Here is a 26,368-nt window from a genome sequence, read left to right on the forward strand (position 1 = left end):
AAAAGATGATATTCCTGAACTGGCAGATTTCTTTGTGAATAAGTATGCCGACAAATATGGCAAATCAATACAATTAACAAATCAGGCTATTGAAAAACTAAGCGAGTACTCCTGGCCTGGAAATGTAAGAGAATTACAACACGCAGTCGAGAAAGCAGTGATACTATCCGATACCAAGCAACTAAAGGCTGGCGATTTTGTTTTTAAGAGCGATGACTTAAGCAATGTGGCCAGCTTTGGTGGTACACTCGAAGATATGGAAGCACAATTAATTGCCTCGGCCATCGAAAAACATGCAGGAAATTTATCAGCCGTAGCAAGCCAGTTGGGAATATCCCGACAAACGCTCTACAATAAAATCAAGAAATATGGGCTATAAAAATTACAAGATGGCGCTTTTCTTGCGTATTGCAGCGTTGCTGGCAACAGCAATTTGCTGTGGTTATTCCATAGCCACTAACAGCTACCTTTCATTAGCTTTTTTAGTTCCGATTATTCTGGCCGAAGTATTCGAATTGCTTCGATTCTTAAATAAAACTCATAAGCAAATAGATTTCTTCATCAAAGCCATTAAAAACGAAGATACTAGCCTGCGTTTTCCTGAAAAATCAGGCAATAAAATTATTAATGAATTGCACCGAAGTTTAAACGAACTAAATGGAATACTTCAGCAAGTGCAAACCAAATCGAGAATTAAGGAGAAGTATTTTGGTGAAATATTGCAGAACATTTCAACAGGGGTAATTGTGCTATCGGAAAATACACACATTACCGATGTTAACTCAGCAGCATTGGAACTGTTGGGTTTGCCTACCTTAACACACATCAGTCAGTTAAAACGTTTAGATACCCGCTTCACCAATTCCTTAATAGAGATATCCAATAAGCAAAAGCAGGTGCTCGAATTATCTTCACCAAAGGAAAGAGTACAAATCAATACGGCATGTTCCGAAATTCGTATTGGGAAGGAAGACATTAAGCTGATTACTTTACAGGATATTCGTGGAGAACTGGAACGCAAAGAGGTTGATGCATGGATAAAACTGATACGAGTACTGAGTCATGAAATTATGAATTCGCTGGCACCGGTCACTTCCATTGCACAATCGCTAAAGCGGATTTGGGAAGAGAAAGCCCAGAAGATGATTGCGCAAAATCTGGAAACAGAAGTAGACAAAACCGTTAACGGATTGGGAGTAATTAGCGAGATGAGTGAAGCTCTGATTCATTTTGTGAAATCGTATCGAATGTTATCCAAGCCTCCAAAACCCATGTTGGCAAATGTAAACTCCATTGAGTTTTTCGATAGGCTAAGTATTCTTCTCTCGCCAATAAAAGAGAAGTTCTTAGGAGAATTAAACATTCAAAGCCCGCAAAGATCATTCGATTTTGTTGCCGACGAACAGATGATTGTTCAAGTTATTATTAACCTGGTAAAAAATGCACAGGAAGCATTTAATGGTGAAACTGAGGGGGCAAAAATAAGTGTGAACTGCAACAAAAAAGGCCCCATTTGCGAGATCAATGTTATTGACAACGGCCCGGGAATACCTGCCGAAATAGCCGATGAAATTTTTATTCCGTTCTTTACCACAAAAAGAAATGGCAGCGGCGTAGGTTTAAGCTATTCCCGACAGATTATCCGTGCCCATGGGGGTAGTTTGTACTGCAGTTCAAAACCCAATCAAACCGTGTTTAAGTTGAGGTGGTGATGCGCTAAGGGTGATTCAGGGCTTATGCTTGGGAATAGGTAACGTGAGTTCGAGGTAAAATTCGTTCACAGTTTGATCTGATTTTGAGTAGAAATTTTCTCAAATTTTCGAAGGAATATCGGGATATTTCAAGAAGATTTGAGGAAATTTATGCTTAAAGCAGGCAAACACATAATGGAAAGTTCTCTTTACGACATCTTCATATTAAAAATTCCTCAAAATAGCCCGCTATTCTTTCCATATTTTTAATGCAAATCTATCGCAAATAGAACTTACTGTGGATAGAATTTTATGTTGAACTCACCTTAAGTAATACAAGTGTAACAAACAATACGGCAAAAAAATCCCCCAAACCATATGGTTCGGAGGATTCGATCCTTAAATATTGATAACAATAACTTATTCCTGCTTTTCGTCGGTTAACTCGTCTTTCTTGTCTTCCGGTTTTTCGTTGCTTGCTTTCGAACTGGGAGTAGGAAATTTAAACCACTTTAAAAATTCTTCATCATCTTCGTAAATGGATTTTGCTGCCTTAAAGTACGTGCTAAGCTTTTCGTACAGCTTATTCAGTGCAAGCATCCGTTCTTCGGTGGCACGATTACGCTTTAAGATACAATCCGATTGTTCATCCATATAAGCTTTTAGCTTGTTGCGTTGATCAAGAATATTGCTAAAGCGCTCTTCGGTCCACCCTTTGGCGGTTAAAGTTGCTTTGTATTTATTTGCGATCATGTGAAAATCGGTAAGAAACATATACATCAGCTTGGGATTGCGACGAGCCTCTTCATAGTCATTAAAACCAAACTGATTCCATATTTTTTTATCATTCGGAAATGCCATTTCGATATCGAACTTGCTTCTCTGAAAAAGCTTGCCACAAACATTTACCTGCTTCATTACATCCTCGGTAGACTTGGCCTGAATGTCGATATAGGTATTGTCCGAAGGGATATTACTGGCTGTTTCGAAGATGTTTTCCAACTCGCTAAAAGTTTCTGGAGTAAAATGCGGTGAGAATGATTCAAAATCGGTGTGTTTTTCTTTAAGAATTGTAATTCTGTGTCCCGAAAAAATAATGAAATTAGCATCACTACCGCTGTAGGCTCTTGTTTGGCTCATATTCATAGTTTTTTGTTTTATGTTTTTCGGAATTGAAAGTAATACCTTTGTTCTGAAAATGCAACAAAAAGGCAACAAAAAGATATGTTTAAATTTGTTAAAACACTTCTAGCTCCTGTTATTGCTATGTTTTTAGTGCATATAGATTTTTCTTATCAAGATCATGATGCTTATTTATAATAACTATGTGAAATATAGGAGCGCTTATTAATGTATAGATAATCATCTGTTTTAATGGATGCTTGCGGATAGTTTGTTATGATTCTTGATTATTCGATACATTTTACTAGCATCTTTTCACTAAAAACACGCCTTTAAATAGATGGAGCGTACAAGCCAAAAGAAGAAATGCACGAGCCAAAAGTAACTACTACAAAATTTAAGATGATGCGCTTGGCTTAAAACAACAGATGCACAAAGTTTGAGACAATTGGCTCGATACATTTTAATGTACACAATCTCTTTCACCAGGCACGCTTTAATAAACAGAATCTGCCATTTATGCGTGTAAAATGTTGTCACATCCCTAAGGCTAGGCGCCGTTTCCCTATCTCTTGTCGCAATTTCCCCATCTCTTGTCGCAATCCCTAAATCTCATGTCGCAATGCTTTTATCTCTTGTCGCCATTTTTTTATCTCTTGTTGTTACTTCCCTATGGCTTGTCGCCACTTCCCTATCTCTTGTCGCCACTTCCCTAAGGCTTGTCGTCGCTTCCCTATGGTTTGTCGGCAAACGCAAGCTGTTGGCAGACAGCGGAAAAGTGTGGATCATTGGCAACAATTCTCAAAGGACTACTTACCAATGATAAGTTAGAAGTACCGATTTACGAAATTTTGTAACTTGTCCGCAGAAAGATGATGGATTATGGCAGATGTGCATGAACGGAAGGTGAGATTACACCTGCAAACATAAAAGGACTTTCGAGTATTTTTATTTAGCCGATTACGAAAATTAGAGTTTACCAGCAGTAGTAACATTCTTTTGAAATAGGATTATTCCCGACAATATTTATTTGTTCTGAGTTTTTTTCTATTTTTACATAAGCAAAAAACAAAGACTATTACTTATGCGTAGCCCTAACTGGAGTGAGGAAGAACTCATTCTTGCTTTTAACCTCTATTTAAAAACTGAGTATCGAAAGATAACTCCAAGCAATCTCCAAATTATTGAGCTGGCCAATATTATTGGAAGAACTCCAGGTGCTGTAAGTTTTAAGTTATCAAATTTGGCGAGTTTAGACCCTGCGGTAAAAAGGGCAGGTAAAAAAGGACATGCCAATGCAGGCAAAGCAACCGAGGAGATTTTCGAAAAATTCCAGAACGACAGAGAAGGCTTAATATACCAAAGCGAAAAGATACTGGCCGAACGAGAAGGAAGAAGCCTCGAAATGAAGTACGAAACAGAATTGCCAGAAGCAAACAATTTGGTAGGAGAAACCAAAGAACGATATGTGAAAACGCGAGTAAACCAAAACTTTTTCCGCCAGATGATCCTTACCAACTACCAAAGCAAATGTGCGGTAACAGGCATTGACCTGCCACAGCTATTAATAGCCAGCCACATTTTACCATGGGCACAAAACAAGGCCGAACGCCTGAACCCCGAAAATGGCATTTGCCTTTCGGCACTCTACGACAAGGCTTTCGACCAACACCTAATAAGTTTCGATGAGGATTACCGACTTATCCTCTCAACAAAGCTGAAAGAACACTGCACCAAAACATACTACCAAACCCATTTCGGAAAACTGGAAGGACAGGAAATGCTCTTGCCCGATAAATGGTTGCCGAAGAGGGAGTTTTTGGAGTGGCATAGAATTAAGTTATTTTAGTAAAAAATCTATATTATGAAACTAACATACAATCCTAGAATTCTAAAACAATTAGGTACTGAATTAATTACGAAGGATGAAATTGCAATTTCAGAGTTAATTAAAAACTCTTATGATGCTAAGGCTGAAAATGTTACAATCCATTTCTTTGATAGTATCGAAGACTTGAACCCAAAGAAATTTTTAGTGCCATTCTTCGGGAAGGTAGAGGAGTTGCTAATAGAGTCTTCATTTCAAAATTTAATGGTTATTGAAGATGATGGTGAAGGAATGGATTATTTTAGATTAAAGAATGCTTTTTTTGAAGTTGGAACTACCTCTAAGTTTGATCAGATAAATGAAAATAATAAGGTTTTCCTAGGACAAAAAGGGATTGGACGTTTATCCGCTCAAAAAATAGCACCGATTCTTTGGATTGAAACATCAGATGGTAATGGAGATGTTAATTTGGTTCAAGTAGATTGGGAAAAATTTATTTCAGACAGGCAGTTTGATGCACCAGAATTCACCTATAAAAATATTAATAATAGATCCTTCACTAGGCTTTGGTTAATTTCGGACACTGACAAAAAGATAACCTTTGATAATTTTTTTGAAGAATTAATACAGCAGGAAAAAGATATTTGGGAAAATCCAGTAGGAGCTAGATTCAAAATATTAAAAATTACTCCTTCTCTTCAATCTACAATAAGCTTTTTATACTCACCATTTGAAAAAGAAAAGTCACTTTTAAACCTCAAGTTTTTTTATAATGATAAAATAGTATCATCTAAATTTAATACAACAGCACTAGATGTTGCAGAATCAATTCACTCTTTTACACTTGAAGAGAAGGATAATGATGTTGTCTTAAAAATGGAAATGAAAGTTAAACCATGGTTTATTGAGAGATTACATAGAAGTTGGATTAAAGAAAAGTTGTTGATTAGTAGTTATGTGAAAGATCATACGTTTTATTCAATGGATATTTTGAAGCCTTTAAAGGAAAGGTATAAAAAGAACTTGTGTCTTGAATATTCTTTAAATGATTTAAACATTCGACTTAATAAAAAATGTAAAAATGAAATTGATTTTATTGAGCAACTTAGAAATTTAATACCTGTGATGGGTAAAGTATATTCCTTTAAACGGGATGCAGCTTTAAGAGGAATGGCCATAAGATCTGCAATAGAGAATAATTATTTAGCGAATAGGGATAATAAGTCAATTGGTTTACCGGAACTATTAGAATCACATAATGGAATAAAACTTTTTAGGAATAAACATAGAATTGCAACATTAGGAAATAAAGATAATGACTGGTTAGAATTGCAACAGAAAAGGACAAAAGGACAACAGTTTTTTAGATTTGATATAGGTAATGTAATTGGATATGTTTCTGTAAATGACCCTAAACAAAAGTATATAACAGAAACCAGTTCTAGGGAACATCTTAATGAGAATGAGGTAACACAGGCACTCCAAATAATGTTAGACTTCATCTTCAATGACATGTTTTATGAATTTTCTCGAACTGCTTCGCTAATTACAAAACAGATACTTGAGGAAAAAGGATTAATTCCAAAGTCAAAGGAAAAGGAAGTTCAAGAAGCATCAAATCAAATCTCTGAACAATTAGTTGCTGCTAAAAAGGGATTAAAAGCATTTGAAGCAACATTTAAAGTTTTAGAAAAAAATAAGGAGTTGGATACTCCAGATAAAATTGATGCAGCAAAAAGAATTATAAAGGAGATAAATACCATGTCATCTTCCTTTTCTGATACTATGAATGCATCTGTTCAATCTCTTAAGGATATTGACAAAATTTTAGCTATTGCTCGAGAAGAGCAAAACAGGATAAAAGTTGATGCATATAATAACTATAAATTAATGGCTAATGGTTTGATTACAGAAACAATTACGCATGAGTTCCATTCGCTTATGCAAGACCAAGCTAGTGATGGTGATTATAAAGATAAGTTCAAAGGATTAAAGGATTATTTGTTAGATACAGAAGCGTACGACTTAAATAAACAGAATCTAAAGCCAATAGAAAATAAGTACAATTCAATGAATAAGAAATTCATTGAAATAGAATTGTTCTATAAATTTTTAGAGAAAACTTTCTTGTATAAAGGAACAATGGATGAGTTTGTCTCTGAAAATATTAAGAGTTTTCTTCAGAATAGTATTTTGGATAGGTATTCAGAAAGATTAGAGGAAAATGATATAGAATTAAGAGTTGATTTTGCAGATTTAGAGGTGTTAGTACCTAAAGGATCTTTAGTTCATATTTTTTATAACCTAATTGAAAATTCAATTTATTGGATTGGTTACAGACAGCGTCAAGCTATGTTAGATTCAACATATCAAAGAGAAGGAGAAGATTTTATTGAAGTTAGAAAAAAGGATGGAAATACTATTCAAATATTAGATTCTGGCACAGGAGTGTTGGAAGCTTTTCAATACACACTATTTCAACCATTACAATCAGGTAAAAAGTCTAATGGTAGAGGAATGGGGTTATACATTGTTAGTAATTTTTTGGATTCATTTGATTCTAAAATACGCCTAACGGATGATGTTAATGAGTATGGGAATAGGTACATTTTTGAAATAGAATTTAACTCTCTAAAAAAATAAGAATGATACACGAAGTAGTTAATGATTTTAATATTGAAAGCCTAATAATTATTGAAGATAGTATTGCGTGTATTGAACAAGTTGAAGAGGCATTAACAAAATTTTGTTTGAGCAATTCTGAAACAACAAATAAGATTATAGGTAATCTGTTGTTGTTTGAGCTAGGTAATATTGCTGAAGGTTTGATAGAACTTAAATATCTAACAGACAAATATTGTGATGATGAAACTAGTAGAGAGCTCCTATTAAATATGGAGTTATGCCGCTTTTTTGAGAAGAATGGGCTTCCGGAATATGAACAAGTTTTAAAGTATGTTTCATTATTAGAAAAGGAATATTCAAAATATAAAAATGTTTTTAAAAAACATGGAGTTGCTGGGTTTGGTGGTGAATATGAGAAGATTGTAGGAGATATATTGTATAAGAAAGAGTTGGGGTTGACAATATTTGACTCAACAGGTAATTTTAAGGAAATTTGTGAGATATTAAAAAGGGAATCTCGAGGATGGAGTCTTGCAATAATAGATAAAAAATTAAAAGGTGGAGATGATGGAAAAGCATTTGCAATAGATCTATACAAATTCTGTTCAGAGAATAACATTCACTTTTCATCAGTAATATTAACTTCAAATTTTGAAGAAACCGTAAAAATAGAAGCAAAAGACTATTTTATAACCGAAATTGAGAAGGGATCAAATGATATTGAAGCGGAATTGGTTTCTACTTTAGCTCAAAGTGCTTATGTGTCTATGTTTAATGGAGTAAAGAATAAATCAAGAGAAGCTATTGATGAAGCCTTTAAACTTGTTTTGGGAAACTCTAACAACATTGCTAAAATTATATATCAATCAAAGAATGAAGGAATTTCTTCGTTTGATGCAATTTTAGATTCGTTCAATCTTGCCCATACATTTAAATTATCAAATAAAATAAATCAAACTTTTAAGCATGATTTTTTAATGGCCAATAGTATTAATACTAATGCTTTTCAAAATCATATGGGTTTGGAAGATATTAGCGAAGACCTTAAGCAATTAAATTGTTTTGAGATTTTTGATTATTCAATTAATAAAAAATACTCTCCAATTGGTAATGGTGATGTTTTTAAAATTGAAGATGAATATTACGTTCTGATGGCTCAATCTTGCGATGTTTCATTACGAGCTTCAAATAATAAGCGAAAACTTAAAAATGCAGATCTTGTAAGGATTAAATTTAGAGAAGGGATTTTAGAGAATAAATATGTAATAGATGTTAATGAAAGCGAGAGTGTAGTTAGATTAAATTATTTTAAATCGGAAGGAATATTTGGTTCTATTTCTGTGAAGTTTAATGATATTAAGACGTGTGATTATGTGGTTTTAGATCTTTGCTCTTATAACAATGATGGCAAGTCATCTATTGAAATAAATACAGATTTGGGTGGTGAAGTAGCAAATGTATTAGCTAGCAATAGAATCGAGTACTACAATGACATAAATAGAATGCTAAATGAGGTAAAGGATATTGAAATTCCTCAAATTATTACGCAACATTTGAATGATTTTAATATATGGAATGGTTCTATCGATGGTAGAACATTTAATTGGTCAGCAAATCGAGTTTGTAGAATTAAAGGTGAGTTCCTTTCCTCCTTATACAATGAATATAGTAAGTTTAAGAGTAGAGTAGGCTTAAATAATTTATTTCCAGCAGCTGAAATAGCTGTTCTGAAAAAAATATATGTCAGTTACCCTTCGAATCATTTAGAAAGGGCATATGATATAAACTTATGGGAATCAAAAGGAAATAGGTTCATTAAATTAGATGAGCTGACTTCTAAGATTTATGGAGATTTTAATGTCTTAGGTTTTTTAGATCTTCCAGAGGAAATTAAAATAGAGGAATCTAAAAAATATAAACTAATTCAGTCTGATGATAAGCTTAGATTGGAGCTAGCGTACTATAATCATGTTAAGAATTTACCGCATAGGAAATCCCGAATAACTTGTAGTGATTTGAAGTTAAAAAGTCAAGAACTTAAGACTGAAGAAGGAGAAACCATTTTGCCGAATAGAATAAATATTGCAAATATTAATGGGGGGATAATAGTTGAAGAAGAAAATAAAATCATTAAACTTGACGGCGGAATATTACAAGTTGGAGAATGTCAAGATCAAACAAAATAATATCACTTTTTTCAGGAGGCGGATTTCTTGATTTAGGTTTCATAAATAATGGCTTTAAAATTGAAAGAGCGCATGAAATTCATGAACCATTTATTGATGCCTATAATGCTAGTTTGAATTCTTACTTTGAGAAATCTGAAAATTTCTTTGTAAAGAGTAAAATCTCTTTCCATAATCCGATAACACAAGCAGCAGATCTTTCATCCGCAAATATTCAAAATGAATTACGTAATGAATTTCATGGTATTTCGGGCATAATAGGTGGTCCTCCTTGTCAAGATTTTTCAATTGGAGGGTCTAACCTTGGTATGGATGGAGAGAGAGGAAAGTTAATTTTTGCTTATTCAAATATTGTGAATAAGGTTCGTCCTAGCTTTATCTTTTTTGAAAACGTAGAAGGTCTAATCAAAACAAGGAGGCACAAAATTGGTTTTGATTCATTATTAAGAAGACTAAAAAGCTATGGATATTGTGTATGGTATAAAGTTTTGAATTCTCTTGAATACGGTATACCTCAAGATCGTCCACGAATAGCTTTAGTAGGCTTTAAAAGAGAAATAGTTGAGATCTTAGAAGCAAATGGTTATAGGAGGAAAATTAGAGATGATTATTATTCTGATCAATTAGTGTTTAGATTTCCTAAAGGTAATTTAATTGAACCTAAATCTTTGATTTGGCCTAAAAAATGGAAATTTGGCTCTGATATTATAGAAGATGAAATAGAGTTAATACCGAAGGAATATCGTTGTTTATTTGTGGAGGAAGTATTTAAGTCAATTAAAAATGATGATCCAAATCAAAATGAACACTTTATCCCTAAATCAAATAAATTTCAATTTATAGAAGAGGGTGATACGAACAGAAAATCATTTAAAAGGCTTCACAGGTATAGATTTAGTCCAACCGTAGCATATGGAAATAATGAAGTACATCTACACCCGACGCTTCCACGGAGATTGTCTGTTAGGGAAGCTCTAAGATTACAATCTGTGCCTGATGAATATGTACTTCCTAGTTCTGTTCCTTTGACGCATAAATTTAAATTAATAGGAAATGGAGTGCCCGTAAGGAAAGCAGAATTAATTGCAAGGGAAATAAGAAGAACACTCAATATTTATGAAAGGTTAAGATAATTAGTCCCCAAACGGGGCTTTTCTTATCATTACACAAAAACCAAAGGGCAAGCCAAAACTTGCCCTTCCCTATAAAATCTAAGACCTTTAATAGTATTCACTGTTTATTTTCTGCGTAAATCAGCGAATAGATTTGCGATATCTGCGAGAAACATTTAAAAGCTCAATTTAAACACCACCAAATCCGCTTTATCTTCTAATCGGGTAGGGCTAATGGCTACATAATTATCAGCGGTAAGCGCAATGTCATTCAGTTTTACCAGAGCTTTTGCAAACTGCCCATTGATAAAATAAGAAGGAATTAATTCAGAATAATCAATAAATAGATGTCAAGGCTGGCACCTCTTATTGTTCTCGAAAAAAGCTTTGATGCTTCCCACTTGGCTAAGGGGATAAATACTTTACTGCTAAGAACCTCAGGCCTTACTTATGCTTCTTCCCATATCTTATTTTTGCGCAAAATTATTCTTTCAAACCAGGAGCATCATCCATTCTGTCGATTAAGGCTTGAGGCAATTTTTTCTTTACCTTGGCGCCCAGTTCCCTAATTTTTTCGGCACTACGTATCAAGTTACCACGGCCTTCGGTAAGTTTATTCATCGAAGTTGAATAAGTTTTTTTGGCCGTATCCATCTGTCTGCCCAAGCTAATCATATCCTCAACAAAGCCTACAAATTTGTCGTACAAAGCTCCTCCCTGGCGTGCAATTTCCAATACATTTCGGTTTTGGTGTTCCTGTTTCCAGATTGAGGCGATGGTGCGCAATGTAGCCAATAGGGTGGATGGACTTACAATTACAATTTTGCTTTCCCAAGCGTAGCTAAACAGTTCCTGATCGGCCTGCACGGCCATGGCAAACGACGATTCGATCGGAACAAACATCAAAACAAAGTCAGGAGAGTTTAAAGCCTCTGCACTTTGGTAATGCTTATCGGCCAATTCTTTTACGTGTGCTTTCATCGAACTAATGTGATCTTTCAGGTATTTAGCCTTTTCCTCTTCGCCCTTGCAATTCACAAAACGCTCGTAGGCAACCAACGACACCTTCGAATCAACGATCACATGTTTCTCATCAGGCAAACGGATAATCGCATCCGGGCGAATGGTCTGTCCTTCGATGTTTTGTGTAACTACTTCGCGATCGTACTCTTCACCTTTTGTAAGCCCCGAACGCTCAAGTATTCTTTCCAAAACAACCTCACCCCAATTTCCTTGTTTTTTTACATCACCTTTTAAGGCTTTTGTAAGGTTGTTGGCTTCGTCGCTTATTTTGGCATTTAAATCGTAAAGCTTTTTCACTTCCTCTTTCAGGCTGATCTTATCGCGCAGCTCTTTGTCGTAGGTTTCCTCTACCTTCTTCTCAAACGAAGTCAGTTTTTCCTTTATTGGTCCCAGTATATCACTCATGTTCTTCTGATTCGAAGAAGTAAACTCTTTGGTGTTTTCTTTTAGGATTTTAGAAGCAATATTTTCGAATTCGGTAGTGAATTTCTTTTGCAATTCCAGGAGTTCCTGTTTTTGATTCTCTAAACGCTCCTCCAAGTTCTTTCTTTCGGTAGCCGATATTGAAACCGAACGGGTTAGTTTTTCATTTTTATCTCTTTCTTCGCTCAATGAATTCAACAATTCTTCTTTTTCCCGTTTTGAATTGTTTGCACGCTCTTCCAGTATCGATAATTGATGCGATAAGTCTGATCTTTCCTTTATAAAAGCATTTTCTTGTTTCAACAATTCTTCGCGACTCAAAGTAGCTTGTTGGGTGATTTTTTTTCTCATCACCAGCCATCCAATAATAAAGCCTTTCAGAATTCCAATTCCAATATATAAATATTCCATCCGTTTTTCTTTAAGAACAAAGTATTTGGCGAAGGAACACAAAGTACTGTGTATCCTGTGCTAATTTTCTGTGCTTTGTGTGTGTCTATTTATGATTTATTTGTTCGATCAAAAATAACAATTTATAAAATCATTACTTAGTGATAATTTTTAGGTTTTTCGAATTCTTTCAGTTCCATTAAGCCATTATCCAGCACTGCATAGGTAAAATGTGTAACCCAATCACCAGTGTTAATGTATCTGCTTTTGCCGTTCAAATCAATATCGCATGGCCAATGCCTGTGGCCAAACACAAAATAATCGAAATGTTCTTTCTTTAGTTCGTCTCTGGAAAAAAGAACAAGCCATTCTTTATCAATACCTCTAAAATCATCTGCTTCAACCATGCCATTGCTCAGGCGGCTGTGTCCCGACCATTTAAGTGCCAACCAAATTGCAAAATTCGGATGAATCCTGGCAAAGCCCCATTGTAAAAAAGGATTGGTAAATATCTTTTTCAGGATTTTATAACTTTTGTCGTAAGGCCCCATTCCATCGCCATGAGCCAGAAAGAATTTCTTTCCGTGTAATTCTGTTTTCACGATATCACGATGTACAATAACTCCTGTTTCGCTTGGCAGATAATCAAACACCCAAATGTCGTGATTTCCAGTAAAAAAATGCACCGGAATACCGGAATCGGTAATTTCGGCAAGTTTGCCTAAAACTCTTGTAAACCCTCTTGGTACGGCACGTTTGTATTCAAACCAAAAGTCAAAAATATCACCCATCAAGTAAATGGCTTCGGCATCTGCTTTTACCATATCCAACCATTTTACAAACAACAATTCGCGCTCACGATTATTGTTCAAAGCTGGTGCACCCAGATGTACATCCGATGCAAAATATATTTTTTTATTCCTCATAAATTGTACTTATAAGTGCCTAAAACTGAAAGAACCTAAAGTTTATTAAAACCATTTGTTAATTGCTACAGATATAGAATGCCTTAAGTTAGCAATAATCACTGATAACCTAAGGCACTTTAAATACTCATAAACTTTAAGTACTATTTCACATACTCAGCAACTTTCTCTTCCAGTCGTCTTCCAAAAAGATCTTTACCAACAATTTCGCCTCTTTGGTCGATAAGATAATTTGCAGGCACTTGCTGAATATTTAATAAGCGCACGGCATTGGCACTTCCGTTTTTAAGATCACAAACATTTGTCCAGTTCATCTGGTCTTCTTTAATTGCCTTTTTCCAAAGATTTTCGTCCTGATCGACAGAAATCTGATAGATTCTTAAACCTTTGCTTTTGTACTTATCGTAGATTTTTTTCAAGGTTTTATTTTGCTTACGCGACCTGGCATCCTGAGAAGCCCAGTAACTTAGAACAATAAATTTTCCTTGAAACGACGAAAGGCTAAGCTCTTTGCCATTGGTATCCGGCAATGTAATTTCCGGGAAACCGGATCCCTTTTCTTCAATCATTTTGGCAATACTCAAACTGGCCATTCTCTTTTCAAGGGTTTTGTAGTTGGCCAAAATAGCTTTGGTGTATTCATGTTCAGGATAAAGTGCTTTCATCGAAGAGGCAACAATTCTTACAAATTGAATATCCTTGTTTTCATTCAAAGTAAAAGTATTGTCATCAATTTTTTGATACAATGCCATATAGCTAGCCAAGGATGTAGCGTTTTCCATGATAAAATTGATAGAGAATTCTCTTTGGGCTTGAATGGCTTCCACATATTTGGCAAGCAAATTTTGCGATACGCTTGAGAAATCCGCATCGTTTTTTTTCTCTTCCATTTGCTTGCGGATTTTAGCAATTTTAGCCTTGGTTACATTTAAAGTATCGTTGATTTGTTTTACCAGCTTCGAACCTTTCGACCCTTCAACAATATACTTTTTGTTCATGTTCTCAGCCTTGCTATAAACTAGCATATTATCGTTTTCCTCTGCCAAAAGTGTAAGCAATTTACCATTCGATAAACGCAGCAAATAAAATTCGGGTTGAGTTACATTACAATCAAATTCAAATCGACCTTCTTTGTCAAGTTTAACCGAATCAATAGTAGTTGTTCCGGAAATATGCAGATGATCAAAATACAAAGTTTTGCCATTTGCATTGTCGATTTTTCCTTCGATGCTTACATTTCCTTTTTGACCACAGGCCCAGAATAAAAATAGTGGAAGTACAAATAATAGTTTTCTCATACTTATGGATTAGATTGTGTTATTTAAAAAATATTTGTTTCGCGATTAAATTGCTTTATTTCAAAAGCCTTGCCTTACTAAAGCCCGAAGGGTGCGTGTTCACAAAGCAAGAGGAGTGCGAAACTTAAGGCGGAAATTTACTAATAATTTCCTGTATAATCATTATCGAGTCATACGAATCAGGAGTTGAAAGTACTTAATGTATAAAGTTTCGATGCTTGCAAAAAAAGAGCTTACAATCATTAAATGAACTATTACAGCGAAATAAGGAAACTAAATATTCAAATTTAACTTTAAGTACTTGAGGCATTTTAAGCATTAGCCTGCCTCTTCTTCGAATAAAAACTTAGCTCAACGGAATAACAGCATCGCTAAAGCAAAAGTTGTGATTTGTTTCCTGTAATACCCGGATTTCCATGAAATGATTCTCATTTCTTAATGGGTATGGTTTAGATCAACTAATGTAATGAGCTGATCAGGTTTGGGAATTTTTCATATTTTTGCTTTCAGATTAAAAAGGTGAAATTTTCTGCTTTTGACAGAATAAATGGTAGATAAATTGATTTGACTTTCGCCTCTTACAACTAATATATCTGATGAAAATATATAAGAATCTTAAAGATTTCTCTGCACTTAATCCGGTGGTTACCATTGGTACTTTCGATGGAGTTCATCTAGGTCATCGTAAAGTAATTCGGCGATTACAGGAATTGGCTCATAAGGTGAAAGGCGAGACCGTGATTTTCACCTTCTATCCACATCCTCGTTTGGTATTAAACAAGGAAGACAACGGACTTCGCCTGATTAATACTTTGGAAGAGAAGAAAGTTCTGCTCGAAGCGGCTGGTATCGATCATCTTGTAATTTATCCATTTACCAAAGAGTTTTCGCAATTGTCGTATGTTGAGTTTGTTGAACAGATTTTGGTAAAACAAATGGGAATGAAATACCTGGTTGTAGGTTACGATCACCGATTTGGACACAACAGGGAAGGAAAGTACGAGGATCTAAAGGTTTTTGCCGATCAGTTGAACTTTAAGATTGAGCGTCAGGATGTTTTAAATATGGATGCCATTAATGTAAGCTCAACCAAAATCCGCAAAGCCATTGGCGAAGGAGATATCAAAACGGCAAACAAATATCTGGGTTATAGATTCTTTATTAAAGGCGATGTGGTTGACGGACAAAAGTTAGGCAGTAAAATAGGTTTTCCTACGGCTAATATCAATCCGCAGGAAAGCTATAAACTTGTTCCAAAAGATGGAGTGTATGCCGTTAAGGTTGATGTTGATGATAAACGTTATTTGGGAATGTTGAATATTGGGGTGCGTCCTACAGTAAACAATCAATTGGATAAGCGATCTATAGAAGTTCACATTCTGGATTTTGATAAAGATATTTACTACAAGAACATTACCATTCATTTTTACCAAAGAATACGTAATGAGCAATTCTTTGCCTCGATAGATGAGCTAAAGGCACAGTTGGCTAAAGATAAGCAAGCTGTTGTTGAGTTATTAGGGCAATTAGGAGAACCAGATTGGAGTGAATAGAATTTTACGTCGAACTCACGTTTATTAATAACCTTAGCCATATTGTATATCAAAGTCCCCTTCAGGGGATTTGGGGGTAAATCATCAATAATCGGCGTCTAAATAAAAAACAACCCCGAAGAAAATCTTCGGGGTCATTACAATTTGAAAGCAAATATTTAATTTTTGCTAGCTTCAGCCTTTACATCTTTATGATGGTTAATACCTGATTTTTCTGTTTTGGTTTCAGGTGTACTTCCCTGTTCTATTGGCTTATCAGGAATTCTCATTCCGTAGAATGAACGATAAACAAAGAACAATCCAATTAGCAAGAATATACCTCCAATGTATGGAGCCATATTTGCCTCCCCAGTTTTATCAGCATGAATAATCAATTCAATTGCAATTTCAGCAGCCAATAGACCGAATAGAGTAGAGAACTTAATAATCGGGTTTAGAGCTACCGAAGAAGTATCCTTGTATGGATCACCAACTGTATCACCTACAATAGTTGCATCATGAAGTGCCGTATTTTTCTCTTTTAAATCAACTTCAACCACTTTTTTAGCATTATCCCATGCGCCACCAGCATTAGCCATATACATCGCCTGGAACAGCCCGAAAATAGCAATTGAAATTAAGTAAGCAACAAAGAAATTAGGACTGAAGAATGCGAATGCCAAAGTTAAACTCAAAATAACAGCGAAAATATTCCACATTCCTGTTTGTGCATATTGAGTACAAATCTTAACAACATTCTTTGAATCCTCAATGTCGGCTTCTTCTTTATCCAGATTAATGTTTTTCTTGATGTATTCTACCGCTCTATAAGCACCTGTAGTTACAGCTTGCATAGAAGCTCCCGAGAACCAGTAGATAACAGCTCCACCCGTAATTAGACCAAGAATTACAGAAGGATCAGTCAATTGAATTTGCAATAAAGATTCTCCTGTTGAAAGAATAGTACCTTTAAGAAGAAGAATAATTGCAAAAATCATGGTAGTAGCACCAATTACCGCAGTACCAATTAATACAGGTTTTGCAGTTGCTTTAAATGTGTTACCTGCCGAGTCGTTATCCTCAAGGTTGTGTTTCCCAGTTTCAAAATTAGGAGCAAAACCAAAATCTTTTTCAATTTCCTCGCTAATGTTAGGGATTTTTTCAATTTGAGATAATTCAAATACCGACTGAGCATTATCGGTTACAGGTCCGTAACTATCTACAGCAATTGTAACAGGTCCCATACCTAAGAAACCAAAGGCAACCAAACCAAATGCAAAAATACCAGGATACTCACCAAAAATTGCAATATCCTGAACGGTATAGAATGCAATAGCCATAAGTGCCATCATAACCATTCCTTTCCAGAATGCAGAAAAATTACCAGCAACCATACCCGAAAGAATAGTAAGAGAAGCACCACCTTCGCGCGAAGCACTAACTACCTCTTGAACGTGACGGGAACTTGAACTTGTAAATGCTTTGGTAAATTCAGGAATAATTGCAGCAGCCAATGTACCACAAGAAATAATGGTTGAAAGTTTCCACCAAAGTCCTTCTGGAAGATCTTGAATAAGTACATAACTTAGAGCGTAGGTTACAACAATTGAAATAATCGACGTAATCCATACCAATGTGGTTAATGGAGCTTCAAAATCGAAACTATCAAGTTTGCTATATTTTGCTTTTGCAATGCCTTGATTTACCAAATAAGCCAAAACTGACGTGAAAATCATTAAAACACGCATTGCGAAAATCCATACAATTAAAGTAGATGCGAAGCCAACATTTGGCATTAAACCAGTTTCACCAAACATTAGAATGATGAAAGTAATTAAGGCTACACCAGTCACGCCATAAGTTTCAAAACCATCAGCAGTAGGTCCAACACTATCACCAGCGTTATCACCAGTACAGTCGGCAATTACACCAGGGTTTCTTGGGTCATCTTCTCCAATTTTGAAAACGATTTTCATCAGATCAGCTCCAATATCAGCAATCTTAGTAAAGATACCACCGGCAATTCTAAGGGCAGATGCACCAAGCGATTCTCCAATTGCAAAACCAACGAAACATGCACCAGCACTTTCACCAGGAATGAAAAGAAGAATGGCAATCATCATGATTAACTCCACACAAATCAGCAGCAAACCAACGCTCATTCCTGCCTGAAGAGGGATAGACATTACATCGAATGGCTTTTTCTTTAAAGCAGCAAAAGAAGTTCTGCTGTTTGCATAGGTATTAATTCTTATTCCAAACCATGCAACACCATATGATCCAAGAATACCAAGAACGGTCCACAGAAGAATCAGCAAGGTCTTAGGAATGCTAAGGTCAGCAAGTGCAAGAAAGTAATAAGCAATTGCCACACCAATAATCACGAATAGAATAATCAGGAATTTACCTTGCTGCAGCAAATAGGTTTTGCAGGTTTCATAAATAATATTGGAAACTTTAGCCATTGATTTATGGGTAGGAAGTTTTTTAATTCTATTGAATTGAACCATCCCAAACAATAGCCCCAGCACAATGATGATAATTCCGTAAAGGAGCAAGTTCCAACCATGAATGCCTCCAATTCCATCAAAAACACTTTGCCTTAAATCAGGAACCACCAAATCGGCTTCACTTGCGAAAGATGCTAAGGGCGCCAATAAACCCCCTAACACAAGTAGTAATAATGCTTTCTTCATAAGATTATAAATTAATTTGAATAGGTGAATTTCTATTCAAATTATGCATTATTGTTTACCTAGTCAAGGCTTTTTTAAAGAAATATGCAATTAGGAAAAATTTCGGTGATTTGCTTTGTATGCTGATTTTGTTATATTTACGATGTCAAAATTAGTTCTGTCGCGAATGGGGCTATTTTTTAGTTTTCGAAATGCCGGGCTTATTAATTGGAAACTTTTAAAGTATTATTCTGAACAGAATAAGAACTTTTATATTCTTTTAATTTATGAGTTGCCACCGAACCATTAAATGGCCAACCTGTAAATAAGTTGAATTTGCTGCCACAAATAGGGCACTCGGCAAAACTTCCATCAATTTTTAAATGTTCATTTGCATCTTTATCATGTGTGCATGAAGCATCGTATACTGCAAATTCCGTATTGCTGGTTCTAACAACCAAAAATCCATGGCCCAAGTAAGCGGTGGAAGTATCAATTTCATCAAAATACAGTGCATTTCCAACTGCATTCAAATCAGGGTAGTATTCTAAATGAATTGTGCCAGATACATATACATCCGGAATGATTTCGTCTTCATCTGTGGATTTACTGCAAGAATAAATACCCAGACACAATGAAAAGAAAATGAAAAAATATAGTAAATTTGGTTTGTTGACTAACATGATTTTGTAGTTTGCATTATTTAAACGCAGGCAAAGCCTGATTAGTATTGATTAACTGTAAAACTAACAATTAAAAATTAGAACTCTCATGGATGAAGGATGGGGAAATATTATATATTTGATCTTACTGGCAGTTGTAGGAATTTTTAGTTCTATCAGAAAGAACAAGAAGAAAGCTGCTCCAATGTCTCCACCCGATGATGGCGAAATTCCTGAGCAGACGGTTCCTCAGGCACCAAAGTCTCAAGGTGATTTTGAATCGGTGTTTGAGACTTTGTTAGGGCAGCAAACTCCGGAACCTTATCTTCAGGAAGAAATAATGGATGAGGATGAGTTAAGTGTTGAAGAAGAAGTGATTTTAGATTCGGTTCCAGAGCAGAAAGACCCAAGAGAAAGTAGTATTGAATATGTAGAAGAACACAAAACATCATCATTGGATGCTTTAAAGGATCTTTACAGTGAAGACGAATCGGAAGAAGAAGAAGAAATCGAGGGGATGGATTGGCGTCAAGCTATTATTTACAAGGAAATTTTAGATAGAAAGTACAATTAGCTTAATTTTTAGTACTTTTATAAGTCCCGGTAAATTTAGAAAAAAGGAGCATAAATATAATTTTTATATATTTGTACCCTGAAGAGTTCCGAGCAGTCGGGATTCTTTTTGTTTTATAGGTCTTTGGTGATCCGGGAATTAAGAAATCAAGAAAAAATAAATAGGAGGATATTATGTCTGGTTATTCATATGTAACAGCAGATGGTTTAAAAAAACTAAGAGAAGAATTAGAACAGCTTGAAACGATTGAGCGTCCAAAAATTTCAAAACAAATTGGGGAGGCTATCGACAAGGGGGATTTGTCGGAAAATGCAGAGTACGATGCAGCTAAAGAAGCTCAAGGACTGTTGGAAGCAAAAATTGCTCAATTAAGAGGAGTAATTGCAAATAGTAGAGTGATTGATGAAACAAAAATTGATACTTCAAAGGTGCAGATGATGAATAAAGTGACCATTAAGAATCAAAAGAATGGCGCTGTAATGACTTATACTCTGGTATCTGAATCGGAAGCAGATTTAAAAAAAGGAAAACTTTCTATCAATACACCAATTGCCAAAGGATTAATTGGTAAAAAGGTAGGAGATGTTGTAGATATTCAGGTTCCTAATGGAATTATTCCTTTCGAAATTGTTGAAATTTCAATCTAGCAAAGACGAATTGAAAACTTTTTAAAACAAGATAAAATGGCTTCAATTTTTACAAAAATAGTTCAAGGCGAGATCCCTTGCCATAAGATTGCAGAAGACGATAAGTACTTTGCTTTTTTAGATATTAGTCCATTGGCTAAAGGACATACATTGGTAATTCCAAAACAGGAAGTCGATTATATTTTCGACTTGGAAGATGATGTATTGGCAGGCTTAAATGTATTCGCTAAAAAAATAGCTAAAGCAATTGATAAAAGCTTGGAATGTAAAAGAGTTGGAGTTGCTGTTATTGGCTTAGAAGTTCCGCATACTCACATTCACTTGGTACCTTTAAATCATATTGGAGATTTAAATTTCGATAATCCTAAATTATCTCTAAGTCAGGAAGAACTAGCAGAAGTTGCCGAGGCAATTCGTAAAAATATAGATTGAAACAATAGCTTATAAATATTGGGAGAGCCGCTGTAAAGCGGCTTTTTTTGTAAGGAATTTATTTTTTTACTCTATTGGGATTACTCTTTACAAAATCGGCCCAAGAAGAAGATTTTCCTGTTTTAATTGGATTACTACTCTGAAAAAAGTGGCACATCGCTATTGCAATCGCATCCGATTCATCTGGATTTTGTGGAAATTCTTTCATTTTAAAATAGCGTTGAAGAATAACTGCTAATTGTTCTTTCGAGGCAGTTCCTGTTCCTGTAATGGCCAGCTTAATTTTTCGTGGAGCATATTCAAAAATAGGAATGTTACGTTGTAGAGCAGCAGCAATACAAACTCCTTGTGCTCGTCCCAGTTTTAGCATCGATTGAATGTTCTTACCAAAAAATTGTGATTCAATAGCCAATTCATCGGGTTTGTATTCATCAATTACTTGTAAAGTTCGCTGGAATATCTTTTGAAGTTTAATGTATGGATCACCAATCTTCTTTAAATCAACCACACCCGAAACCAAGATTTCAGGCTTTTTGTTTACAATCCTGATTAATCCGTATCCCATTAAACTGGTGCCCGGATCAACTCCCATAATTATTCTGTCGTTACTCAATTGAATTTTATTTTTGAACAAGTTTTTGCAGCCCAATTCCGGATATAATAAGAATTAGTCCGACCAGCGTACTAAGATAGATAGATTCTCCGAGAATGAGATGAATAAACAGTAGCGAAACAAAAGGGCTTAAAAAGACGAAATGACTAATTTTATCCGTTGAACTAGTTAATTTCATTGCTTTTAGCCAGAGCACATAAGAAATTCCGCACTCAACAATTCCGATGTATATTCCCGCTATTAAAGGCTTTGTTTCGGGAATTGTAAATTCTGAAAACAGCGCAATTGTAATGGCAATATAGAAAAAGCCAAAAATAAAATTCAAAAATAGTTTGGCAACTTCTTCTCGGTTATCTCTAACATTAAAAATCCAATACAAAGCCCAAAAAATTGAACTTCCGATGGCAAGCAGAACGCCAAAAGGATCTGGAGTTTCAATGGATGCAAATGAAGCTTTGTTGGCGATTACGATTACACCACAAAAACTAATGAAAATGCAGAGGAAACTTTTGATACTGATCTTCTGCTTAAGCAATGGAATAGAAAGTAATACCAAGCTGATTGGCCAAATGTAATTCAAACTCAATGCGAATTGAGCGGGTAATATTTCATAGACCTTTAGTAATACCAGGTAATACAAAAATGGGTTGAGCAATCCTAAAATTGCAGAACTGAGATAGTACTTTTTACTGACTCGAATACTTTTAGCAAGCTTCTTTTTAAAAAACAATAAGGAAGAAAGAAGTATCAGGGCTGTTCCCGAAGAGATCAACAACAAGTGAAAAAAATCCATGCCAATTAAAGCAATCTTGAATGCCGTGGCGACTGTCGACCAGCATAAGATTGCCAACAAAGCGTAGAGATTGGCTTTTGTTTGTTGTGTCAATGAATTTTATATTTCCTGTAAAAGTGATGAAAAGCAGATGATTTGATCTTGAAATCGTGCTTTAAAAACTGCTTTTGTTCTGGGCTCGAAACTATTGATGTACTTTTCCAGTTGCTCACGAGATTTAAACAAAAGTTGCAAGGAGTAGGTGAGTCCACCATCTTCTTTGGCAAGCATTACTTTGCAAAAATAGTGGTCAGAGAATGTTCCGGTTTCTTTAAGCAAAGGAATAAATTTGTCTTTCATCCATGCTACAAAAACCTCGTCCAATTGCTTGTCGAATAAATAAGTAGTATTATACAATAACATGTGCTTGATATTAAAATTTGCGCAAATGTAAAAAAATTAATCCCTAAGAGCATTTATTTTTTTTCTGGCTACAACTGAAAATATACTGCCAGGGTAATCTGTTATTATGGATTTGTAGCAGTCTATTGCGGCTGATGTCTTTTTCATCTTCTCAAGCAATTCACCCTTTCTAAAAAGTGCTTTGTCGGCAAGAGAATCCCAGGGGTGATCAACAATTATTTTTTCAAGGTTTTCCAAGGCCTCATCCTTTTTATTCAGGCTTAAGTAAATCTCATACTTCTTAAAGTATACCTCGTCAATAAGGCTGTGAGCCGGTTGATTTCGAATCAACTCATTCAACTTATTTAATGCTGCCTCTTCCTTTTTCTGAAGAAGTAGAAAATCAGCTGCAGCATAAGTTTTCATAGCCGTATAGCTGGTGTCTAAAGTGGTATTGTTGCTAATTAATTGCGAAAGGGCTATGGCATCATTGGCAATTAATTTTGAGCTGCTACCTTTGAGCGCATCCAATTGTGCCTTGGCCCATTTTAGTTCTCCCAAATAATAGGAAACCTTTGCTTTTTTATATTTGGCTTCATAACCGATATCATTGTTTTTGTTGGCTTTCTCTATTTGCGAGTAAAGAAGGATTGCATCCCATTTTTCGCCGGCAAACAATTTAATATCTGCCAATTCCATTTTAATTTGCGATTTGTATTGAGGATGAATACTTTGATTTTTTAGAGCAGATTCAAGCTTCTCAATTGCTTTATTGCTCTGATTTAAATAGGCAGATAAGATATGGGAGAATCGAACGATTGCTTCCGAAATCTGAGAAGTGTTTTTCTCTTTATTTAGGAAGTTTTCGTAAGTTGAAGCCAAGTTTTTCCAACTTTCCAAAGACTTGTCATTAGCTTCTTTTAATTGTAAGAATTGAGTTTCTAATTGTTCTGTTTTAGCTTTGATATAATTCGATGCTTCGGGACCTTTATCAATTACGAACTGAAAGGATTGTATTGCAGTTTCAAAATCTTTGTTGCTTCTTGCTGTTTGTCCCAAAGCCATTAATCGAAAGCCATCTTCTTTTTTAATCAGATCGATTGATCGTGCCTGAGCCAAGGCAGGCTGAAATTGCTTTTTCTGCATAAAATACCATTGCAGTAGTTCTTTGAGTGCAAAATTATCTGGTTCCGACTGCATTTTATTCAACAGCTGATTTCGAATAATGGGATCAAGGCTTGAATCGATGTCTTGACTAAGTGCTGATTGAAGACGATTTTGAACTGTACTTACTTTACTTGGATCCACTGAAACTCCCAGTAAAAATTCTCTGACCATTTTTTCATAATCTCTTTGATAGAAATAGATATTTCCCAATTCGATATGGTAAAGCTGAGCTTGATTTAAAAGTTCACGTCCTTTTTCATAAGTTTTGACTGCAAACTCATATTCCCGAATGGTAACAAATTCATTGGCCACATTATTAATATCTACCTTAATGGGCTTTAGCTTTTGCAATGCCTTATTGTATTGAATTATTGCTGTAGTTTCCTGATTCCATTTCTTGTATACATAGCCCAAGCTAATTGTAAAGCTATTGTTTGTAGGATTTTTGCGAATCTGTTTCTTCGCAAAGCTTTCAGCATCTTTAAACTCTTCCAGTGCCAGCAAGCAATTTATGTAATAATTATAATAGGTCTTGGATTTTGTAACATCATACAAATCGTAAAAAAGACTTGAAGCAGGCTTGTATTCTTTGTCACGGAAGTATTTAAATGCCAATGCACTTCCCGATTGGATATTCAATTGGCCAAAAGAGGAAAGGCTTACCGATAACATTAAAATCAGTAATATGCTTGTAAGTATCTTTTTCATCTGCGTATATTTTTTTTCCATTTGTCAGATGGAAGCCACAAGATCAAAATAGTCAATACCGTCTAGGTTTAATCATTATTTTAATCATGCTCGTTTCAAAATGCAATCTGTAAGAATTCACCACCATAAAAATAAAAAAAAGCCCGACTTTAAGGTTCGGGCTCATGTAAATATTTTGATAATCCACTAGTCGATAAGGTCAAACCCTGTATAAGGTATCAATGCTTTTGGGATTTTAATTCCTTCTGGTGTTTGATGATTTTCCAATAAAGCAGCTACGATTCTTGGCAAAGCCAATGCACTTCCATTTAAGGTGTGAGCCATTTGAGGCTTCTTCATATCCTTATCTTTAAATCGAAGTTTTAAACGGTTTGCTTGATACGATTCAAAGTTGGAAACCGAACTTACCTCCAGCCATTTGTCTTGAGCAGCAGAATACACTTCGAAATCGAAAGTTAGAGCAGCTGTAAAGCTTGTGTCGCCACCACATAGTCGTAATAAGCGATATGGTAGCTCCAATTTTTGGATAATGCCTTCTACATGTTTTACCATCTCATCAAGAGTTTCATATGATTTGTCAGGATGTTGCAATTGAACGATTTCCACCTTATCGAATTGGTGCAAGCGATTTAAACCACGAACATCTTTACCATACGAACCAGCTTCTCTTCTGAAGCAAGCCGAGTAGGCTGTGTTTTTAACAGGAAACTCTTCTCCTTTAAGAATTACATCACGATAAATGTTTGTAACGGGAACCTCTGCGGTTGGAATCAAATACAAGTTATCTTCTGTTACATGATACATTTGTCCTTCCTTGTCAGGCAATTGTCCGGTACCGTATCCTGAATCTTCGTTTACAACCAATGGAGGGATCACTTCTTCATAACCTGCTTTGCGGTTCTCATCAAGAAAGAAATTGATCAAAGCCCTCTGAAGAATTGCACCTTTTCCACGATACAATGGGAAACCTGCACCTGTAATTTTTACACCCAAATCAAAATCGATCAAATTGTATTTTTTAGCCAATTCCCAATGCGGAATGGCATCAGGAGCCAAGTTAGGAGCCTCGCCATTGGTTTTTTCAATAACATTATCTTCTTCGCCTTTACCTACAGGTACCGATGAATGTGGAATATTAGGAATTTGCAATAGCAAATCGTTTAATTCTTCAACAATGGAGTTTTGCTTCGAACTTAATTCTGCAATGGTGTTTTTTAACTCGCCTGTTTTCGATTTTGCTGCATTTGCTTCTTCTGCTTTTCCACTTTTAAAAAGCATACCAATTTCTTTCGATAAGCTGTTCATTTCTGCTTGAGCAGCATCTTGTTCAGCTTGAGTAGCTTTTCTGTTCTCATCAAGATCAATGATTTTTTCGATAATTTCACTGGCATCGAAATTTTTGATCTTTAAAGCCTTAATGGCTTCCTCTTGATTTTCCTGTAAATATTTTAGGCTTAGCATCTATTTTCTTTTGATGATGATTATTCCCTGATTTTATGAAGTGTAAAAATAAAAAAATCTCCTGTCTTTATACCTTGATAAAGCAGGAGATTTAAATAT

21 protein-coding genes are annotated in these 26,368 nt (G+C 35.3%); 10 read left to right on the forward strand and 11 right to left on the reverse strand.

Going from position 1 to position 26,368, the window contains the following annotated elements:
* Window positions 1-256: 256 nt before the first annotated feature.
* Window positions 257-379: a helix-turn-helix domain-containing protein gene (locus ACO05S_RS10585; RefSeq protein ID WP_421921285.1), complete on the forward strand. Its 123-nt coding sequence runs from the start codon at window positions 257-259 to the stop codon at window positions 377-379.
* Window positions 369-1,712: a sensor histidine kinase gene (locus ACO05S_RS10590; protein ID WP_421917983.1), complete on the forward strand. Its 1,344-nt coding sequence runs from the start codon at window positions 369-371 to the stop codon at window positions 1,710-1,712. Before ACO05S_RS10585 ends, ACO05S_RS10590 begins: the two co-directional genes overlap by 11 nt.
* A gap of 399 nt (window positions 1,713-2,111) precedes the next feature.
* Here ACO05S_RS10590 and ACO05S_RS10595 read toward each other — a convergent pair whose 3' ends face one another.
* On the reverse strand, window positions 2,112-2,831 hold the full coding sequence (locus tag ACO05S_RS10595; protein WP_421917984.1) for a hypothetical protein: 720 nt from the start codon (window positions 2,829-2,831) through the stop codon (window positions 2,112-2,114).
* 1,066 nt (window positions 2,832-3,897) lie between these two features.
* Between ACO05S_RS10595 and ACO05S_RS10600 the strand changes: the two genes are divergently transcribed.
* The 4 genes from ACO05S_RS10600 to ACO05S_RS10615 are packed head-to-tail and all read left to right on the forward strand — an operon-like array spanning window position 3,898 to window position 10,585.
* Window positions 3,898-4,662, forward strand: a complete 765-nt coding sequence (locus ACO05S_RS10600; RefSeq protein WP_421917985.1) for an HNH endonuclease — start codon at window positions 3,898-3,900, stop codon at window positions 4,660-4,662.
* Window positions 4,663-4,677: 15 nt separating this feature from the next.
* Window positions 4,678-7,284: an ATP-binding protein gene (locus tag ACO05S_RS10605; protein WP_421917986.1), complete on the forward strand. Its 2,607-nt coding sequence runs from the start codon at window positions 4,678-4,680 to the stop codon at window positions 7,282-7,284.
* 2 nt (window positions 7,285-7,286) lie between these two features.
* Entirely contained in the window at window positions 7,287-9,452 is a 2,166-nt protein-coding gene (locus ACO05S_RS10610; protein WP_421917987.1) for a hypothetical protein, read from the forward strand.
* Window positions 9,431-10,585: a DNA cytosine methyltransferase gene (locus ACO05S_RS10615; RefSeq protein ID WP_421917988.1), complete on the forward strand. Its 1,155-nt coding sequence runs from the start codon at window positions 9,431-9,433 to the stop codon at window positions 10,583-10,585. Before ACO05S_RS10610 ends, ACO05S_RS10615 begins: the two co-directional genes overlap by 22 nt.
* Before the next feature lie 462 nt (window positions 10,586-11,047).
* Here ACO05S_RS10615 and rmuC read toward each other — a convergent pair whose 3' ends face one another.
* From rmuC to ACO05S_RS10630, 3 genes are all read right to left on the reverse strand, one after another.
* Window positions 11,048-12,421, reverse strand: coding sequence for a DNA recombination protein RmuC (gene rmuC, locus ACO05S_RS10620; protein ID WP_421917989.1), 1,374 nt, complete (start codon window positions 12,419-12,421; stop codon window positions 11,048-11,050).
* 137 nt (window positions 12,422-12,558) lie between these two features.
* A complete protein-coding gene (locus tag ACO05S_RS10625) occupies window positions 12,559-13,326 on the reverse strand; it encodes a UDP-2,3-diacylglucosamine diphosphatase (RefSeq protein ID WP_421917990.1) in 768 nt (255 codons plus the stop codon).
* 143 nt (window positions 13,327-13,469) lie between these two features.
* Window positions 13,470-14,624, reverse strand: coding sequence for a redoxin domain-containing protein (locus ACO05S_RS10630; RefSeq protein ID WP_421917991.1), 1,155 nt, complete (start codon window positions 14,622-14,624; stop codon window positions 13,470-13,472).
* 596 nt (window positions 14,625-15,220) lie between these two features.
* Here ACO05S_RS10630 and ACO05S_RS10635 point away from each other — a divergent pair.
* Window positions 15,221-16,177: a bifunctional riboflavin kinase/FAD synthetase gene (locus ACO05S_RS10635; RefSeq protein WP_421917992.1), complete on the forward strand. Its 957-nt coding sequence runs from the start codon at window positions 15,221-15,223 to the stop codon at window positions 16,175-16,177.
* A 158-nt stretch (window positions 16,178-16,335) separates the two neighbouring features.
* On the opposite strand, the gene ACO05S_RS10640 is transcribed toward ACO05S_RS10635, so the two are convergent.
* Together ACO05S_RS10640 and ACO05S_RS10645 are read right to left on the reverse strand one after the other, a co-directional pair.
* Entirely contained in the window at window positions 16,336-18,852 is a 2,517-nt protein-coding gene (locus ACO05S_RS10640) for a sodium-translocating pyrophosphatase (RefSeq protein WP_421917993.1), read from the reverse strand.
* A 203-nt stretch (window positions 18,853-19,055) separates the two neighbouring features.
* Window positions 19,056-19,514, reverse strand: coding sequence for a Rieske (2Fe-2S) protein (locus ACO05S_RS10645; protein ID WP_421917994.1), 459 nt, complete (start codon window positions 19,512-19,514; stop codon window positions 19,056-19,058).
* Between the two features lie 88 nt (window positions 19,515-19,602).
* Between ACO05S_RS10645 and ACO05S_RS10650 the strand changes: the two genes are divergently transcribed.
* The 3 genes from ACO05S_RS10650 (at window position 19,603) to ACO05S_RS10660 (ending at window position 21,146) form a co-directional block, all read left to right on the forward strand.
* Window positions 19,603-20,067 (forward strand): hypothetical protein, encoded by a 465-nt coding sequence (locus tag ACO05S_RS10650; RefSeq protein ID WP_421917995.1) that lies wholly within the window; start codon window positions 19,603-19,605, stop codon window positions 20,065-20,067.
* A gap of 173 nt (window positions 20,068-20,240) precedes the next feature.
* The gene (greA, locus tag ACO05S_RS10655; protein WP_421917996.1) at window positions 20,241-20,714 is read left to right on the forward strand and encodes a transcription elongation factor GreA; all 474 of its coding nucleotides are present in this window, start codon (window positions 20,241-20,243) and stop codon (window positions 20,712-20,714) included.
* A gap of 36 nt (window positions 20,715-20,750) precedes the next feature.
* Window positions 20,751-21,146 (forward strand): HIT family protein, encoded by a 396-nt coding sequence (locus tag ACO05S_RS10660; protein ID WP_421917997.1) that lies wholly within the window; start codon window positions 20,751-20,753, stop codon window positions 21,144-21,146.
* 58 nt (window positions 21,147-21,204) lie between these two features.
* Here ACO05S_RS10660 and ruvC read toward each other — a convergent pair whose 3' ends face one another.
* The 5 genes from ruvC to serS all read right to left on the reverse strand — a co-directional run bounded on the left by ruvC (window position 21,205) and on the right by serS (window position 26,269).
* A complete protein-coding gene (gene ruvC / locus ACO05S_RS10665) occupies window positions 21,205-21,759 on the reverse strand; it encodes a crossover junction endodeoxyribonuclease RuvC (RefSeq protein WP_421917998.1) in 555 nt (184 codons plus the stop codon).
* A gap of 7 nt (window positions 21,760-21,766) precedes the next feature.
* Window positions 21,767-22,645 (reverse strand): DMT family transporter, encoded by an 879-nt coding sequence (locus ACO05S_RS10670; RefSeq protein ID WP_421917999.1) that lies wholly within the window; start codon window positions 22,643-22,645, stop codon window positions 21,767-21,769.
* 6 nt (window positions 22,646-22,651) lie between these two features.
* Window positions 22,652-22,954 (reverse strand): DUF4286 family protein, encoded by a 303-nt coding sequence (locus tag ACO05S_RS10675; RefSeq protein ID WP_421918000.1) that lies wholly within the window; start codon window positions 22,952-22,954, stop codon window positions 22,652-22,654.
* 36 nt (window positions 22,955-22,990) lie between these two features.
* The gene (locus tag ACO05S_RS10680; RefSeq protein WP_421918001.1) at window positions 22,991-24,808 is read right to left on the reverse strand and encodes a tetratricopeptide repeat protein; all 1,818 of its coding nucleotides are present in this window, start codon (window positions 24,806-24,808) and stop codon (window positions 22,991-22,993) included.
* A 186-nt stretch (window positions 24,809-24,994) separates the two neighbouring features.
* Window positions 24,995-26,269, reverse strand: coding sequence for a serine--tRNA ligase (gene serS / locus ACO05S_RS10685; RefSeq protein ID WP_421918002.1), 1,275 nt, complete (start codon window positions 26,267-26,269; stop codon window positions 24,995-24,997).
* Between the last annotated feature and the right edge of the window lie 99 nt (window positions 26,270-26,368).

The organism is Marinifilum sp., assembly GCF_965230805.1.
GTDB lineage: Bacteria > Bacteroidota > Bacteroidia > Bacteroidales > Marinifilaceae > Marinifilum.